This window comes from Streptomyces sp. 840.1 (assembly GCF_003751445.1).
Classification (GTDB): domain Bacteria; phylum Actinomycetota; class Actinomycetes; order Streptomycetales; family Streptomycetaceae; genus Streptomyces.
In genome coordinates, this window is record NZ_RJUU01000002.1 from 1,339,920 (window position 1) to 1,356,050 (window position 16,131).

The 16,131-nt window shown below is 72.1% G+C and carries 18 protein-coding genes and 1 tRNA gene; 10 read left to right on the top strand and 9 right to left on the bottom strand.

Translation table 11 applies throughout. The features are described 5' to 3' along the window. Positions 1-22: 22 nt before the first annotated feature. Both EDD93_RS32050 and EDD93_RS32055 read left to right on the top strand, forming a co-directional pair. Positions 23-469, top strand: a complete 447-nt coding sequence (locus EDD93_RS32050) for a nitroreductase family deazaflavin-dependent oxidoreductase (protein WP_123529512.1) — start codon at positions 23-25, stop codon at positions 467-469. Between the two features lie 281 nt (positions 470-750). Beyond that, complete coding sequence (locus EDD93_RS32055) at positions 751-1,149, top strand: DUF6221 family protein (protein ID WP_123529144.1); 399 nt, start codon at positions 751-753, stop codon at positions 1,147-1,149. Between the two features lie 100 nt (positions 1,150-1,249). Here EDD93_RS32055 and EDD93_RS32060 read toward each other — a convergent pair whose 3' ends face one another. Then, a complete protein-coding gene (locus EDD93_RS32060) occupies positions 1,250-1,438 on the bottom strand; it encodes a DUF6381 family protein (protein WP_123529146.1) in 189 nt (62 codons plus the stop codon). Positions 1,439-1,616: 178 nt separating this feature from the next. Between EDD93_RS32060 and EDD93_RS32065 the strand changes: the two genes are divergently transcribed. Further along, positions 1,617-1,690, top strand: a tRNA-Met gene (locus EDD93_RS32065). Between the two features lie 83 nt (positions 1,691-1,773). On the opposite strand, the gene EDD93_RS39760 is transcribed toward EDD93_RS32065, so the two are convergent. Both EDD93_RS39760 and EDD93_RS32075 read right to left on the bottom strand, forming a co-directional pair. Continuing rightward, complete coding sequence (locus tag EDD93_RS39760) at positions 1,774-2,064, bottom strand: hypothetical protein (protein ID WP_123529147.1); 291 nt, start codon at positions 2,062-2,064, stop codon at positions 1,774-1,776. Beyond that, entirely contained in the window at positions 2,061-2,462 is a 402-nt protein-coding gene (locus EDD93_RS32075) for a MerR family transcriptional regulator (RefSeq protein ID WP_123529149.1), read from the bottom strand. Before EDD93_RS32075 ends, EDD93_RS39760 begins: the two co-directional genes overlap by 4 nt. A 53-nt stretch (positions 2,463-2,515) precedes the next feature. On the opposite strand from EDD93_RS32075, the gene EDD93_RS32080 reads away from it, so the two are divergent. Then, positions 2,516-3,628, top strand: coding sequence for an alkene reductase (locus EDD93_RS32080; protein ID WP_123529152.1), 1,113 nt, complete (start codon positions 2,516-2,518; stop codon positions 3,626-3,628). 48 nt (positions 3,629-3,676) lie between these two features. On the opposite strand, the gene EDD93_RS32085 is transcribed toward EDD93_RS32080, so the two are convergent. Continuing rightward, on the bottom strand, positions 3,677-4,249 hold the full coding sequence (locus EDD93_RS32085) for a GNAT family N-acetyltransferase (RefSeq protein WP_123529154.1): 573 nt from the start codon (positions 4,247-4,249) through the stop codon (positions 3,677-3,679). A 91-nt stretch (positions 4,250-4,340) separates the two neighbouring features. Then, positions 4,341-5,084: a helix-turn-helix transcriptional regulator gene (locus EDD93_RS32090; RefSeq protein ID WP_123529156.1), complete on the bottom strand. Its 744-nt coding sequence runs from the start codon at positions 5,082-5,084 to the stop codon at positions 4,341-4,343. A gap of 54 nt (positions 5,085-5,138) precedes the next feature. On the opposite strand from EDD93_RS32090, the gene EDD93_RS32095 reads away from it, so the two are divergent. Beyond that, a complete protein-coding gene (locus EDD93_RS32095; protein ID WP_123529158.1) occupies positions 5,139-6,371 on the top strand; it encodes an MFS transporter in 1,233 nt (410 codons plus the stop codon). A 226-nt stretch (positions 6,372-6,597) separates the two neighbouring features. Here the strand turns inward: EDD93_RS32095 and EDD93_RS32100 are convergent, their stop codons facing one another. Further along, entirely contained in the window at positions 6,598-7,383 is a 786-nt protein-coding gene (locus tag EDD93_RS32100; RefSeq protein ID WP_123529160.1) for a helix-turn-helix domain-containing protein, read from the bottom strand. Between the two features lie 93 nt (positions 7,384-7,476). Here EDD93_RS32100 and EDD93_RS32105 point away from each other — a divergent pair, with 93 nt between their 5' ends. From EDD93_RS32105 to EDD93_RS32115, 3 genes are all read left to right on the top strand, one after another. Beyond that, positions 7,477-8,277 (top strand): sulfite exporter TauE/SafE family protein, encoded by an 801-nt coding sequence (locus EDD93_RS32105; protein WP_185092582.1) that lies wholly within the window; start codon positions 7,477-7,479, stop codon positions 8,275-8,277. Positions 8,278-8,368: 91 nt separating this feature from the next. Then, a complete protein-coding gene (locus EDD93_RS32110; RefSeq protein ID WP_123529164.1) occupies positions 8,369-9,073 on the top strand; it encodes an alpha/beta hydrolase in 705 nt (234 codons plus the stop codon). Positions 9,074-9,082: 9 nt separating this feature from the next. Next, the gene (locus EDD93_RS32115; RefSeq protein ID WP_123529166.1) at positions 9,083-9,622 is read left to right on the top strand and encodes an AAA family ATPase; all 540 of its coding nucleotides are present in this window, start codon (positions 9,083-9,085) and stop codon (positions 9,620-9,622) included. 108 nt (positions 9,623-9,730) lie between these two features. Here EDD93_RS32115 and EDD93_RS32120 read toward each other — a convergent pair whose 3' ends face one another. From EDD93_RS32120 to EDD93_RS32130, 3 genes are all read right to left on the bottom strand, one after another. After that, positions 9,731-11,107, bottom strand: a complete 1,377-nt coding sequence (locus EDD93_RS32120) for an MFS transporter (protein ID WP_123529169.1) — start codon at positions 11,105-11,107, stop codon at positions 9,731-9,733. A gap of 187 nt (positions 11,108-11,294) precedes the next feature. After that, positions 11,295-12,947, bottom strand: coding sequence for an amidohydrolase (locus tag EDD93_RS32125; RefSeq protein ID WP_123529171.1), 1,653 nt, complete (start codon positions 12,945-12,947; stop codon positions 11,295-11,297). Between the two features lie 205 nt (positions 12,948-13,152). Then, complete coding sequence (locus EDD93_RS32130; protein WP_123529173.1) at positions 13,153-14,052, bottom strand: Lrp/AsnC family transcriptional regulator; 900 nt, start codon at positions 14,050-14,052, stop codon at positions 13,153-13,155. A gap of 208 nt (positions 14,053-14,260) precedes the next feature. On the opposite strand from EDD93_RS32130, the gene EDD93_RS32135 reads away from it, so the two are divergent. Together EDD93_RS32135 and EDD93_RS32140 are read left to right on the top strand one after the other, a co-directional pair. Continuing rightward, positions 14,261-15,283, top strand: a complete 1,023-nt coding sequence (locus tag EDD93_RS32135) for a C-terminal binding protein (protein ID WP_123529175.1) — start codon at positions 14,261-14,263, stop codon at positions 15,281-15,283. After that, entirely contained in the window at positions 15,280-16,083 is an 804-nt protein-coding gene (locus tag EDD93_RS32140; RefSeq protein ID WP_123529177.1) for a class II aldolase/adducin family protein, read from the top strand. Before EDD93_RS32135 ends, EDD93_RS32140 begins: the two co-directional genes overlap by 4 nt. The last annotated feature ends 48 nt before the right edge of the window (positions 16,084-16,131 follow it).

Below are 16,131 nucleotides of genomic sequence, written 5' to 3' on the forward strand. Positions count from 1 at the left end.
CGTCGACGACGGGACAGACGTCATGCCTCTCCAGGGTGAGTACGAACCGAGCCCCTCCCAGTGGGTTCGGGACCAGGTCGAGAAGTACGAGAGCTCGGGCGGTACGGAAGGGACCACGATGCGGGACCTGCCCGTCATCATCCTGACCACGCGTGGAGCCAAGAGCGGGAAGATCCGCAAGACGCCGCTCATGCGCGTCGAGCACAACGGCGTGTACGCGGTGGTCGCCTCGCAGGGCGGAGCCCCCAAGCACCCGGTCTGGTACCACAACCTCACCGCCGACCCGCGTGCCGAACTGCAGGACGGCCCGGTGCGCCAGGACATGAACGTCCGGGAGGTGACCGGGGACGAGAAGGCGGTCTGGTGGGAGCGCGCCGTCGAGGCGTTCCCCGACTACGCCGACTACCAGAAGAAGACCGACCGGCAGATCCCGGTGTTCGTCCTGGAACCGGCGGAGACCAGCCACTGACCAGCCGGACACGGCACGAGGACGGGGCGCGGCAGCACTCCTGAGCGCGCCCCGGAGGCCCCACCGGTTCCCCTGCGGAACCCGTGGGGCCTCCGGCCGTCCCCCCGGCATGGCCGGCGGGCCGCCTCCGCGGCCGCCCCGGACACGTCACCCGGCGGCTCCGCGCGCGGCCGGCGGACACACGGCCGGCGGCGAACCGCTACGGGGCACAGGGCGCGGCGGGATACCCTCCAGCACGGCCCCTTGAGGTGCGGGGCCGAGTGGGAAGGATTCAGAACCAGATGACAGACAATTCCTACCTGGTCGCGTTCGTCCGGGCGCGTCTCGACGAGGAAGAAGAGGTCGCACGTGCGGCAGGCGGCCAGGGGTGGCGATGTCCGGCCGAGGTGCCGGGCGAGATCCACGACCGCACCGGCGCCATCGCGTTCAGTCTGAGGACGCACGGCTACAACCACCACATCGCCCGCCAGGACCCCGCCCGCACCCTCCAGCGCATCGAGACGAGTCGCGTCCTCCTGGACGAGTACGCCGAGGTCGCCGGGCTGGACACCGACCGCCCCGAGCGGGACTTCGCATCGGGGCGCGCCTTCGGGCTGGGGTTCGTGGTCAGGCAGATGGCCGCGGAGCACGCGGGGCATCCTGACTACCAGGTGAAGTGGCTGCCCCGGTTCACGCAGTAGCGCCGCGGCCGGGTCCGCGCGGCACTCGCGCCCGGCCGCTTCCGCCCCCTGTGGCCGCCGCACCCGGGCGCGGCGGCCGACCGGATCCCGACGGCGGTGCTCAGAGGGGATTCATGCTCCCGTCGCCCTTCGTGCTCACCTGATCGCTCCGCTCCTGGAGCCGGCGCGCCTTGTCCTTCAGGCGCTCCCGCTCCTGTGGGTCGGAGGCCCGCTCGGCGGCCTCCTGCATTTCCTGCGCCTTGGCGCGAATACGCTCGGCGCGGCCTCCGGATTCATCCGCAACGCTCATGATCACTCCTGGATCTCGGGGAGCCGACGCCACCAGCGAATCAGCGCTCCCGCGCACCTGCATCTCGAACGGTGACCGACTGCGACGAATACCCGCGGTGCGGGGTGCGGGCGTACCGCGCCGGCCCGGAGGTGGTCGGAGCGGCCGCCGACGTGGCGTAGGGTGGTGATCACAACGACGCGGGGTGGAGCAGCTCGGTAGCTCGCTGGGCTCATAACCCAGAGGTCGCAGGTTCAAATCCTGTCCCCGCTACTTTTGAGGCAGGGCCCGGAACCACACGGTTCCGGGCCCTGCTGGTTTTCTCCGAACGTTCTGGGAGCCGGCCCGTGGGCGGGTCAGCCGAAGGGGCTGTTGCCCGGTGAGCCGTCCTCGGTGCGGTCCCCGAAGATCGTGGAGTACGCGATGAGCGCGATGAACGGGAAGACGATGGCATCGACCCACATCCACGTGTTCGCACCCACCACCAGCGGCCAGATGACGGACGCCGCGTAGGTCACGAGCACGGTCACGAGGAAGACGGCGAGCGCGGGCCGGACGCGGTGCCGGCGGACCGGCCTCGCCGGATATCCCCGTGGGCCGCCGGTACGTGCCGTCCCGTTGCCTCTCGTGCCTCTCGTGCCTTTCACCGTCGGGACCGCTCCTTGTCCGCCGGGCCGGCAGGGGCGGCCTCGTCAGCCGCCGTGCTGATGACCTGTTCCAGGACGTCACGTGAGCGGAGCAGGTCGTTGACGGTCCGGTCGATCCGGTCCCGTTCGGTGGTGAGTTCGGCGACCAGCGCCGGGGTGGCGTTCATCGACGGGCCGCCGTCGTTGTCACGCATGCAGGGCAGGATCCGCGCGATCCTCGAGCTGTGGAGCCCGGCCGCGTAGAGCTCCTGGATGCGGATGACGCGATCGACCGCGCCGTCGGGGAAGTCCCGGTGACCGCCGGGCGTCCGGCCGGATGTCAGCAGGCCCTGTTCCTCGTAATAACGCAGTGACCGCTCGCTGACACCAGTACGTGACGCCAGTTCCCCGATGCGCATGTCCCACCCCACGACTTGAATGTGACACCAATGTCAGGTTCTACGTTACCGGCATGACGAACACACAACAGGTCCCCGCCGTCTCCCGGCTGTTCGAGCCCGCCCGCCTCGGCACCCTGGAACTGCCCAACCGACTGGTGATGGCACCGCTCACCCGCAACCGGGCCGGGGCCGACGGGGTCCCCGGCCGGCTGATGGCGACCCACTACGCGCAGCGCGCCTCGGCCGGTCTGATCATCGCCGAGGGCACGACGCCGAACCCCGTGGGCCAGACCTATCCCCACATCCCCGGCATCCACAGTGCCGCGCAGATCGCCGGCTGGCGGCGGGTCACCGATGCGGTGCGCGAGGCCTCCGGCACCCGGATGTTTCTCCAGTTGCAGCACGGGGGCCGGGTCGGCCACCCCGACACCAGCGGCCGCATTCCGCTCGCCCCGTCCGCCGTACGGTTCCCGGAGGAGCTCCACACCCCCGGCGGACTGCGGAGCACTGTCGTGCCCCGTGCGATGAGCGCCGGGGACATCAGGTCCACCATCGCCGACTTCGCCACCGCCGCACGCAACGCCGTCGAGGCCGGCTTCGCCGGTGTGGAGGTGCATTCCGCCAACGGCCATCTGCTCCACCAGTTCCTGGCGCAGAACACCAACCGCAGGACCGACGGCTGGGGCGGACCGGTTCAGGGGCGGATCCGGTTCACCACCGAGGTGGTCCGCGCCGTCACCGAAGCCATCGGCCCGGACCGGGTCGGCGTACGGATATCGCCCGGAGCGGGCGTCAACAGCATCGAGGAGGGCGACACGGAGGACATCTACCGGGCGCTCGTCCCCGCCCTCGCGGGCATCGGCCCGGCCTATCTGCACCTGATCCACGCGGACCCCGACAGCGCGCTCTTCACCCGGATCCGCAAGGCCTGGCCCGGCACGCTGATGGCCAACCCCGTCCTCTCCCGTGAGGAGGGCGCGGCCGACGGCGGCAAGCGGCGGGGGGAGCGGCTGATGGCCGAGGGCGCCGATCTCGTCGCGCTGGGCCGCGGCTTCCTCGCCAACCCCGACTTCGTCGAGAGGCTGCGAACCGGCGCGCCGCTCAACGAGATCCGCCCGGAGCTGCTGATGCACGTGCACGGGGCGCAGGGCTACAACGACTACCCCGCGCTGGTCCGCCGGTGACCCGGGCAGGGCTGCTCCCGGCGGCGGGCGCGCCGGGAGCACGGCCCGTCAGCGAAGGTCGAGCCGCATCAGGACGCGGGGGTGACCGGCGAGCACCGAGGTGGTGTCGGCGGCGTGGGTGAACCCCGCGCGCTCGAAGTTCTTCCGGATTCCGGCGTACGCCATCGTCAGGTCGACCTTGGCGTCACCGTTGTCGAGGGGATAAGCCTCGATCACCGGTGCGCCCTGGGCGCGGGCGAAGTCCACCGCACCGGCGATGAGGGCATGCGAGATCCCCTTCCTGCGATGGCCGGGGCGGACTCGGATGCACCAGAGGGACCAGACGGGCAGGTCGTCGAGGTGCGGAACCTTGCGGCTGCGCGCGAAGATCGTGTCCGAGCGCGGTCCCACGGCGGCCCAGCCGACCGGCTCCTCGCCGTCGTAGGCGAGGACCCCCGGAGGGGGCTGCTCGCGGCACAGGCCGGCCACGTAGTCACCCCGGGCCCGCCCCCGTAGCTCGTTGTTCAGCTTCGAGGGGATGCGGTGGCTCAGGCACCAGCAGACGTTGGAATCAGGCGACTTGGGGCCGATCAGGGTGCGGGTGTCCCCGAAGACCGTGGCCGGACGAACCTCGATGGTCATGCCACCACAGTGCCACGGGCCGGACGGCGAGGCAGGCGGACGGCGAGGCCGCCGTACGAAGGGGGACCCGGCACGAGGCAGCGCGAGGCGGTCAGCGGGGACGGTGCGTTCCCGGCGTGTGCCCGAAGGCGCGCCGGAAGACATCGATGAACGCACTGGCGGACGACCAGCCGCACCGGTGGGCCACGGTGGTCACCGGGACGTTCTCGGCCAGCAGGACCAGTGCCTGATACAGGCGCAGTTGGGTGCGCCACTGCGGGAACGTCATGCCGAGATCGGCTCGGAAGCGGCGCGAGAGCGTGCGGTCGCTGGCGCCGACCTCCCTGCCCAGGGCGGCCAGAGTACGGTCGTCCGCCGGATCGGCGCGCAGGATCTCGCACACCGCCCTGAGCTGAGGGGCCGTCGGGGTGGGCAGGTGCAGGGGCTCCTGGGGCGAGACCCGCAGCTGGTCGAGCAACACGGCCCGCAGCCTGCCGCGTTCGGGGCCGTCCTCGTACGGGGTGCGCGTGTGGGCGAGGATCAGTTCACGAAGGAGAGGGCCGACCGCGAGCACGGCCGGCTCGCCCAGGCCGAGCGGGTTGTCACCCGCGTCCAGACCGACCAGGTGCAGTTCGAGTTCGCCATGGGCCTGGTGGGCGTGCACGGTGCCGGCGGGCACCCAGATCGCGCGGGTGCCCGGTGCGATCCAGGTGCCCGTACTCGTCGTCACGGCCAGCACGCCCCGGCCCGCGTAGACGATCTGGTGGCCGTCGTGGCGGTGGGCGTCGATGGCGGCTCCGGACGCCAGCCACTGGGTGCGGGTCGGCGCCACGGGCTCGTGGCGGATTTCCGTCATTGGTTGGCAGCATATCGGAAGCGCGTCACACCGCTCGGCGATGAACATGGCGATGTGCCAAGGAACCGGACCATCCTCATGCTGTCGGTCGGCCACGCCTGCGTGGACATCTACCAGGGCGCCGTGGCGTCGCTCGTCCCGTTCTTCGTCGCCGAGCGCGCCTACAGCTACGCCGCCGTCTCGGGCGTCGTGCTCGCCGCGTCCCTGCTGTCCTCGGTCGCCCAGCCGGTGTTCGGCGTCCTCACCGACCGGTGGGCGATGCCCTGGCTGCTGCCCGTGAGCACGATCCTCGGAGGGCTGGGCATCGCCCTGAGCTGCGTGAGCGGCTCCTACCCCCTGACCCTGGCCTTCGTTGCCGTGTCCGGTGTCGGCGTGGCCGCCTACCACCCCGAGTCCGCCCGCGTCGCCCGGCTCGTCAGCCGGGGCAGCCACACCGCGATGGGCTGGTTCTCGCTCGGCGGCAACCTCGGCTTCGCCGCCGCACCCCTCATGGTCACCGCGGTCGTCGCGTCCGGCGGACTGCGCCTGGCGCCCCTGTTCGTGGTGCCCGCCCTGGTCGGCAGCGTGCTGTGCCTGCCCGTGCTGCGCGCGCTGGAGAAGACGGCACACGACGGCGGCCCCGGCAGCACGATCGGCACCGGCACCGACGACAAGGCCTCGTTCGTGAAACTGTCGCTGGCCGTCGTCTGCCGGTCCATCGCCTTCATCGGGCTGAGCACGTTCATCTCCCTCTACGTCAAGCAGCGTCTCGGCGGCAGCACGGCGGCCGGCACCGCCGCGCTGTTCGTCCTTTACCTCGGCGGCGCGGTGGGCTCCGTACTGGGCGGCGCCCTGGCCAACCGCTGGGACCGGGTCGCCGTCGCCCGCTGGTCCTACCTCGTCTCGGTCGCCGCCGTCGCGGGGGTCGTGTACGTACCCGGCCCGGCGGTCTACGCATGCGTGGTGCTGACGTCGGCCGGCCTGTACGTCCCCTTCTCGCTCCAGGTCACGCTCGGCCAGGACTACCTGCCCACCCGGGTCGGCACGGCGAGCGGGATCACCCTCGGGCTGACGGTCAGCATCGGCGGCCTGGCCAGCCCCCTCATCGGCAGCATCGCCGACGCGACCTCGCTGCGCACCGCCCTGACCCCACTGATCCTGATGCCCGCCCTGAGCTGGCTGCTGCTGCGCACACTGCCCGAGCCCGCAGCGCCGAAGCCCGCCGCCGCTGCCGAGCCCGTGGCGGCAGCGCGGCAGACCGGAGACGACACGGATGCCGAACTCTCACCCTCCCGCGACCACCGCTGACCCGGACCGTTCGGCCGGCGCGCGGTCGCAGGACGCGTGCCCCCTTCAGGACTGGGGCTGCCCGGCCGCTCGTCGGCAGCCTTCGTGGCAGTTGCTGTCGAGCCACCGGACGTCGGCCGGAGAGGTCGAGTACTGCCGGTGCACCTGTGACGCCGTGGTGGTCCTCCACCGGGGCGAACTCGCGGCGTACATCGGGCCCCGGCCCGGCCGGCGCGCCTCCCCCTGATCAGGAGCTGCGGCTGCGCCCGGCACCCTGGGCGGCGAAGCGGGACGGCGGCAGGCCGAAGGTGCGCGTGAAGGCCGCGGTGAACGCCGCGGGGGAGGCGTAGCCAAGCCGCCCGCCGACCTCGCTCACCGACGCGGTCCGCAGCAGCGCAACGGCGGCGAGCAGCCGGGCGCGGGCCCGCCAGACCGCAGGGCTGTCGCCCGTCTCCGCGCGGAAGCGCCGGGTGAAGGCCCGCTCGCTCATGGCCGTCCGGGCGGCCCACGCCGTGTTGGTGACACCCGCGTCCGGGGCGGCCAGATACTCGCGGCAGAGCCTCGCGAGGTCGGTGGAGGCGGGGATCGCGACATGGAACGGCAGTGGGGCGCGCTCGGCGATCTCGTGGAGGAGGAGCGCCGCGACAGCTCCCTCCCGCCCGGACAGGCCGTAGTCGCTCCCGAACTCCACCGCGACCAGGAGCAGTTCGCGCAGCAGCGCGGATACGTCCACCACCGTGCAGTTCACGGGCCACCAGGGGACCGCGTCCGGCTCGATGTACAGACTCCTGGTGCTCACTCCCAGCATGTGGACCCGATGCCGGGTCGCGGCCGGAATCAGAACCGCCCGCTCCGGCGGAACCGTCCAGGTGCCGTCGGCGGTGTCGACGACCATGACCCCGGTGGCGCCGTAGAGGAACTGAGCGCGCCGGTGCTCGTGCCAGTCCAGCACGTGGCCGGGCGGGTAGTCGGTGCCGATCGGCAGGACGGCCCGGTCGACGTGGTCGACGTCCGCGAGAGGAACGTTCTTCACCCCTTCACCCTTCCACGCCGGTGGCCGAAACGCGAAGGAATGCTGCCGGATATCGAATGCGGGCACCGCGTCCGCGCTGGTGGAGTGGTGCCCATGGACGTTGTGGCATTGGCAGGGATCGGTCTCCTCACAGGGATGACGACGGTGTTGTTCGGGTTCGGCGGCGGATTCGTCGCGGTGCCCGTCGTGGTGTGGGCCGACGCCGCACTCGGCGTGGACGCGATGCGGGTGGCGACGGCCACCTCGGCTCTGGTGATGGTGGTGAACGCGGGCTTCGCGACGGCCGTCACGCCGTGGCGGGTGCTCCGCGCGCTGCGCGGCAGCGGCCGGCTGCTCCTCCTCCTGGCGGCGGGCGCGTCGGCGGGAGCCGCCGCCGCGAGGTTCGCCCCGGCCGGTCCGGCCCGCTGGGCCTTCGTCGCGTACGTCGCCCTCACTGTCGTCGATCTGCTGCTGCGTCCCGGATTCCTGCGCCCCCGCGCCCGCGAGGCGGTTCCCGTCACTCCGCGTCCGCTGCCCGCGCTCCTCGGCGCGCCGGTCGGGGCGGTCGCGGCCTTCCTGGGCGTCGGGGGAAGTGTGATGACCGTCCCCGCGATGCGGCGCGCCGGACACACGATGCGGGTGGCGGCTGCCCTGGCCAACCCGCTCACCCTCGCGATCGCGCTGCCGGCCACCGCGGTGGCCCTCTGCGGCGCCGCGCTCCCCGCCGCCGCGGACGCGCATGTGCACCTGGTCGGTCTCGTCGACGTCCGTGCCGCCTCGGCGCTGCTCCTCGGAGCGCTGCCGGTGATCGCTGTGCTGCGCCGGCGTCCGCCGAGGATCTCCGACCGCACCCACGCCTGGGCGTACATCGGGCTGCTGGCCACGGTGACGGTGGCGATGCCGCTGGCGGGCTGAGGCGGCAGGCGGGGCCGGGAGTTCGTCCGCCCGTGTTCGCCGTGAGCCGAGAGGGTCGCGAACGGCGGGGAAAGGCAGCAGGGTTGGCCGTATGGAGCCGATTCTCGTACTCGTGCACAGCCCGTCCGTGGGTCCTGCCACCTGGAGTCCGGTGGCGGACCGGCTGACCGCCGAGGGGTATCAGGTACGCGTCCCGTCCCTGCTGCACGTGGGCGCCGGTGAACCACCGTTCTGGCCCACGGCCGCCGAAGCCGTCCGGGCGGACCTCCGCGGCATTCCCACGGACCACCCGCTCGTCCTGGTGGCGCACAGCAACGCGGGCCTGTTCCTCCCGGCTGTCCGCTCGGTGCTCGACCATCCTGTGGCCGCATCGGTCTTCGTCGACGCCGCGCTGCCCGCCCGTAGCGGACCGACTCCCGTCGCCCCGCCCGAACTGCTCGAACTCCTCCGCCCGATGGCGGTGAACGGCATCCTGCCGCGCTGGACCGACTGGTGGGACGAGGCGGACATCGCGCCCATGTTCTCCGATCCGGCGATGCGCCGGAAGGTCGTCGCCGAACAGCCCAGGCTTCCGCTCGCCTACTACGAGCAGCACATCCCGGTCCCCGCCGGCTGGGACGACCACCCCTGTTCGTACCTGTTGTTCGGCCCTCCGTACGAGGAGACGGCCGCCGAGGCACGCGCCCGCGGCTGGCGGACCGCGCACCTGCCCGGGGAGCACCTGCACCAGACCGTCGATCCGGCCGGCACCGCGCGGCAGCTCATCGAACTCACCGCCGGGGAAGCCCGGCCGTAGGATGCCGGAATGCGTGCACAGGACAACGGGGCTGCGTCCGCCCTTCTGATGAACGGCACCGTCGGTGTGGGCAAGACGACCGTCGCCGAGGCGGTGGGCGATCTCCTCGCCGATGCCGGGGTCCCTCATGCGGTGCTCGACCTTGACAGCCTCAGGCAGTCGTGGCCCGCGCCGCCCGGTGACCGATTCAACTTCGGCGTGCTGCTGCGCAACGTCCGAAGCATCGCCGCCAACTACCTCGACGCGGGAGCGGTGCGTCTCGTGCTCGCGGGCGTGATCGAGCAGCCGGACGAGCGGCGACGACTGGCCGACGCGGTGGGTGCCGGACTCACGGTGTGCCGCCTGAGGGCCGAACCCGCCGTCCTTCGCGAGCGCCTGACCCGCCGGCACGAAGGCGAACCCGAAGCACTGCGATGGCATCTGGACCGGTCCGGTGAACTGGACGCAATCCTCGACCGTTCCACGGTCGACGACTTCGTCGTCGACACGACCACGGGTCCGCTCACCGGCATCGCCGCGTCCGTCGTCGAGCGAGCCGGGTGGCAGTGACCGGGCTCTGACCGGGCGCCGGCCCGTTCCCGCCGCGTGACAGCGACGCGGCCCGCCCCGCGCGAGGACGCGGGCCGGGCCGGGCCGGGCCGGATGAGTGGTCGGCTGTCAGCTGCCGGTGGTGACCGCGGTCGCCGGCGTCTGCGGCGCCGGGCGGGCGGGGGCGGCGGACTCGGCGGTGAGGCGGAGCTGGTGGTAGGTCCGCAGCCGCAGGGTGCACCAGATGCCGATGACGGAGACGATCATCAGCGCCACCGCGGGCGGCCAGTACGCGCCGCCCGCCAGGGACGAGAGCCACACCGCCGTGACGGGTGCGAAGCCGGCGAAGATCATGTTGCAGATCTGGTAGGAGAGCGAGATGCCGGTGTAGCGCACGTGCGGTGCGAAGCCGTCGGCGAGGATCGCCGCGATCGGCCCGTACAGCGCGGACATCACCAGTCGCATGGCCAGCATCGACAGGTAGATCAGCACGACGCTGCCGGTGCCCATCACCATGAACTGCGGCAGTGAGAACAGCACGACTCCGCTCAGGCCCGCGACGACGACCCGGTGCGCTCCGATCCGGTCCCCGAGCAGTGCCAGGAACGGGGTGACGACGAGTTCCAGGAACGCGGCCAGTGAGAGCCCGTTGAGCAGCATCGACTCGGACAGATGCAGTTCGTCGGTGCCGTACGAGAGCAGATAGCTGGTCACGACGTAGTAGCCGCCGGTGGCCGTGGCGAGGGCGAACACGCCCACCAGGACCGTCTTCCAGTCCTTGCTCAGCACCTCGGCGACGGGCAGCCGGCTGCCGCCCTTGCCGGGCTCGGGCTGCGAGGCGTGGATGTCGTCCATCACCGGGGAGTCCTCGAGCTTCGTGCGGACCACGAGACCGATGATGACGAGGATCGACGAGGCGAGGAACGGCACGCGCCAGCCCCAGCTGTGGAACGCCTCGCTGCCGAACAGGTTCATCAGGCTGAACGCGCCGGTCGACAGCAGCGCGCCGACTGAGGAGCCGAGCTGGGCGAAGGAGCCGAAGAAGGTGGCCCTGCCCTTGGGCGCGTTCTCGACCGCGATGAGAACTGCGCCGCCCCACTCGCCGCCGATCGCTATGCCCTGGACCAGGCGGAGCGTGATCAGCAGGATCGGGGAGAGGGCGCCGACCTGCGCGTAGGTGGGCAGCAGGCCGATGGCGAACGAGGCGATGCCCATCATCAGCAACGTGATGACCAGGGTCTTCTTGCGGCCGACGCGGTCACCGATGTGGCCGAAGACGATGCCGCCGAGCGGCCGCAGCAGGAAGCCCACGGCGAAGGTGGCGAAGGCGGCGATCGTCCTGAGCGCCGGCGGCATGTCGGAGGGGAAGAACACGTCGTCGAACACGATCGCCGCGGCGGTGGCGAAGGCGTAGAAGTCGTACCACTCGATCGACGTGCCGGCCAGGGCGGCCAGGGCCGACCGGTACGGGCTCTGGGGCTTGCTCGGGGTGGTGCGGTCCGGCATGGGGACCTCCGGCAGGAAGGGTTACGGGGACGGGGAGGGGCGGACCCGGCAGGCGGCCGTTGGCCGCCGGGCGAGCGGAAGTGCGGGCGGAACGCGGCCCACGGGGGGCCGGGCGGCCGGACAGGTGGCGTGTCGGCCGTACCCGTCCGGCCGGTCCGCGGCGGCTCGGGCGTGGCCGCCGCAGCGGTCAGCGACCGGGTGCGGCCCAGGCGCGGCGGCCGCCGACCCAGGTCTCGCGCACCCGGATGCCGGTGAGCTCGTCGGCCGGGACCGTCAGCGGATCGGCGTCCAGGACCGTGAAGTCGGCGAGCATGCCGGGGGCGAGGGCGCCGACCGCGTCCTCCCGGTGCAGGGCGTGGGCGGCGGCCGCCGTGTGGGCGTGGAGACCCGCCTCGACCGGCAGCCTCAGCGCCTCGTCACCGAGGACCGTGCCGAGCACGGTGCGACGGGTCGCGGCGGCGGCGACGGCCTCCAGCGGGGCGGGCGGCGCGACCGGCGCGTCGGAGGAGAAGACCACCGGGACATCCGCCTCGGGGCAGCGGCCGGCCGGGTTGTAGCGGTGGCCGAGATCGCCGACGGCGGTCAGGGTGCCGTCGCCGGTGCGCAGGTGGTGCTGGGGCTGCATGACGGGGACGACACCGAGCTCGCCCATGCGGTCGATCTGCTCGTCGGTCGGCAGGCCGCAGTGCTCGATACGGTGCCGCATGCCGGGCCGCTCCCGGTCCGCCTGGGCCTTCTCGACCGCGTCGAGGACCATACCGATGGCGTACGGGGACTGGGCGTGGGTGGCTGTCTGCAGACCCGCCGCGTGCGCGCGCCGGACGATGTCCGCGTACTCCTCGACCGAGTGGTAGAGCTGTCCGTGGTGGCAGCAGTCCGCGGCGTAGCCCTCGGGGAAGTAGGCGGTCCAGCCGCCGAGCGTGCCGTCGGCGTAGAACTTCACGCCCTGGATGCGGAAGTGGTCGTCGCCGAAGCCGCGTACCGCGCCGAGTTCCAGCGCGGTGTCGAGCAGCGCCGACGTCAGGTACGCCGAGACGCGCATCCGCAGACTGCCGTCGTCGTTCGCCCGCAGATACGTCTCCATCTCGCGCCGCGACACCTGGGCGTCCCCGACCGTGGTGACACCTGCGGCCAGGAACACCTCCTGGGCGCGCAGCAGATGGTCGGCCATGATCTCCTCGGGCTCCGAGAGGTGGAAGTTCGGCCCGTGGTTGCCGATCTTCACCCCGGCGGGTCCGGTGAGCAGGTCGCAGGCGGCGTCCCACAGCTGCCCGTCCGGTTCGCCGTCCTCGAAGTGGCCGATGCTGCCGCCCTCGGGCGACGCGGTGCCGGCGCTGATGCCGCAGGTGCGCAGGGTGTGGGAGTTCACGACGCCGCCGTGTCCGGAGGCGTTCATCACGTAGACCTCGCGGTCGTCCGCGACCAGGTCCAGGTCGTGGCAGGTGGGGTGGCGCTGCTCCGCGAGCCGCCGGTGCTCGTAGCCGAAGCCCCGGACCGGGACCCCGGCCGGCAGCTCCCGTCCGGCCTCGCGCAGTACCTCCACCAGCGTCGCGATGTCCGGCACGCGCTCCGGCCGCAGGTCGACCCAGGCCAGGGCCTGCCCGTACATCACGGGGTGGCAGTGGGCGTCGATGAAGCCGGGGTGGATGAGGCCGCCGTCCAGACGGAGTTCCTCGTCGACCCGGCCGAGCGCCGCACGGGCCTCCTCGGCGGTGCCGACGTGCACGATGCGGTCGCCGCGCACGGCCAGCGCCTCGGCGCGGACCGAGGTGCCCGCGGCGGCGACGGCGGCACCGGTGACGAGCAGGGTGCGGTCGGGGTTGTCGGGATGACGGGGCATGGCAGGCCTGCTTTCGACCGGAGAGGTACAGGGGAGCGCCGACAGACGATTCGGCTCGCTGAACGATATGAAACGAACGAAGGATTGACCATAGGGAGAGGTGGGCAATTTTTGTAAAGTTCAATCGTTAGCTTGATTACGAATCAGCTGTGGCGGCCCCGGCGGGGAGGTGGTCTGTCCGCCGCACGCCGTCGCGGCCGGCCGTTCAGGCCGGGCGCGGAGCGGTGTCGTAGCGCTCCTTCACCAGTTCCAGGTGCAGCCAGCTCTCGACCTCGCGCACCGCCGGCAGCGCCCGCATCTCCTCCAGCGTGGCGCGTACCGCGTCGAAGGACTCCGCGGTGATCGTGCCCACCAGCTCCGCCCTGCCCAGGCACGTCGACAGGAAGGTCACCCGTTCGAACCGTTCCACCTGTGCGGCGACGGCCGCGGCCTCGCCGGCGACCCGGAGGCTGAATCCGCACAGGAAGCCCAGACCCAGCACATCGGGCCGCACCAGGGCGACCACCTTCGCCACCCCGCCGTCGAGCAGGCGCAGGGTCCGGGACCGGGTGGCCCCGGCGGACAGACCCACCCGCACCGCCAGTTCGGCGAAGGGCAGCCGCCCGTCGGCCTCCAGTGCGGCCAGGATCCGCTCGTCGACGTCGTCCTGCAGCGTCACGGTCGGCTCGTCGGTCAGCAGGTACGGGTCCTTGACGTGCCGGGTGGCGATCAGGGGATCCACGGTCCGCACTCCGGGAAGGGCACGGATGTGCTCGATGGTCCGCTCCAGTTCCTGGAATCCCGCGGTCCGCAGTTCGCTCATGATGGCCCGGCGCCCGCTCGTCAGGGTGACGAACGGGGCCTGCGGGAGCGCGGCGATCTCCCGGGCGACCGGCGCAGCCGCCCCCTCGGTGTCGATCGCGAGATGGGCCGACGCCGACAGCTGGCGCACCGCCGGGTGCACGATCGCCACCACGCGCACCGCCCCGGACTCCGTCAGCCGCTGGACCCGCATCCGGGCCGCCGGGCGGGACAGGCCCACCCGCTGGGCCAGCGTCTCGTAGGTGAGCCGCCCGTCGCCCTGCAGCTCCCGCACGATTCTCAGATCGGTCCCGTCCAGTTCCATGTGCTGTCCCCTCGGTGGCTCGGTGCCACCCGGCCGTACCCGCCGGGCGCCCGCTCATTGTCGGTCAGCGCCTCCGGTGCTCCGGCGGGGGAGTGCGGAGGTCGCCGCAGGCTGTTCAGGCAACCATGTCGGCAGCCATGGACAAATAATGCAGCGGAAACGTAAGTTTGGCAGCATCGCAACGATCGAATCATCCATGGAGACCCAAATGACGCGACCCGTCGCCGTGATCACCGACCCGGAGGAGCTCGACCCGGAGCCGGCTGTCCGGCTCCTGAGCGAGAGCGGCTTCGAGGTCCGGGTGGTGGGAAGCCGCGATCCGGAGGCGATCGCCGCGGCCGCGCACGACGCCGACGCACTGATCGTCGGCTACGCACGGATCGACGCCGCTCTCCTGGACCGCATGCCCAAGGTGCGGCTCCTCGCGACCATGTCCGCGGGTTACGACATGATCGACACCGCCGAGGCCGCCCGCCGCGGCCTGTGGGTCACCAATCTGCCTCACTCGGCCACCGAGGACGTCGCCGTCCACGCGCTGGCCGCGGCACTCTCGCTGATCCGCCACCTCCCGCAGGCGGACGCGGTGGTGCGCTCCGGCGGCTGGAACCGCGACTTCACGCAGGTGCCGCGCCGGGCGAGCGAGCTGACCCTCGGCCTGATCGGCTTCGGCCGCATCGCCCGCGCCCTCGCCCGCATCGCCGGCCCGGTCTTCGGCCGCGTCGTCGCCTTCGACCCGCACGCCACCGCCGCCGACTGGCCCGAGGGCGTCGAACGGCTCGAGCTGGACGCCCTCGTCGCCCAGGCCGACGTCCTCTCCCTGCACACCCCGTCCACCCCGGCCACCCGGGGGATGGTCAACGCGGATCTGCTCGCCCGGACGCGTCCGGGCAGCATGCTCGTCAACGTGTCCCGAGGCGACCTCGTCGACCCGCAGGCGCTGCTCGACGCCCTCGACAGCGGCCGGCTGGACGGCGCCGCCCTCGACGTCTTCCCCGTCGAACCCCCGGCCCGGGACGACCCCCTGCGCTCCCACCCGCGCCTGCGGCTGTCGCCGCACAGCGCGTTCCTCACCGACGCGTCCCTGCGCGCCTACGTCCTCGAACCCGCCCGCAACGTAGTGGCGTGGTGGACCACAGGACGCCCGTACACCCCCGTCGTCGTCCCGGCCGGGGCAGCTGCCCCGGCCGGTGCACCGCAGCAGGCCACCGGCCGGCAAGGAGTATCCGCGTGACCGAGACCCTCACCACCCCCGTCGACACACCCGTCCCCGCCACGGCCGATGCCCTCGCGGCCGAGGAACTGCGCCTGCGGCGCGAACTGGCCGCCGTCTACCGCCTCGTCGCGCACTTCCGCATGACGGACCTGATCTTCACGCACATCTCGCAGCGGCTGCCCGGCCCGGACAACCACTTCCTGATCAATCCCTACGGGCTGCTGTTCGAGGAGATCACCGCGTCCAGCCTGGTCAAGATCGACCTCGACGGCAATCCCGTCGGCGACTCCCCGTACCCGGTCAACCCGGCCGGATTCGTGATCCACAGCGCGATCCACAGGGCCCGCCCGGACGCCCACTGCGTCCTGCACACCCACACCAGGGCGGGCTGCGCAGTGGCCGCCCAGCAAGGCGGACTGCTCCCGCTCAACCAGATGTCGATGGAGTTCCACAACCGCGTCGGCTACCACGACTACGAGGGCGTCGCGCTCAACCTCGACGAGCAGGAGCGCCTGGTCACGGACCTCGGCGGACACCCGGCACTCGTCCTGCGCAACCACGGTCTGCTCACCGTCGGCGAGAGCGCCGCCCAGGCGTTCCTGCGGATGTACTACCTGGAGAAGGCCTGCGAGATCCAGGTCACCGCACAGGCGGCGGGCGCCGCGCTCGTGCTGCCCCCCGAGGAGATCTGCGAGTACACCGCGCAGCAGCTGGCGGGGGAGGCCGCCGCGGACTTCCAGGACGACATCGCCTACGACCTGGCATGGGCGGCGCTGCTGCGCCTCGTCGAGCGGATCGCCCCCGATCACAAGGACTGACGGCACGCGCGGGGGCCCGCGGCCGGATCCGGCCGCGGGCCCCTTCGA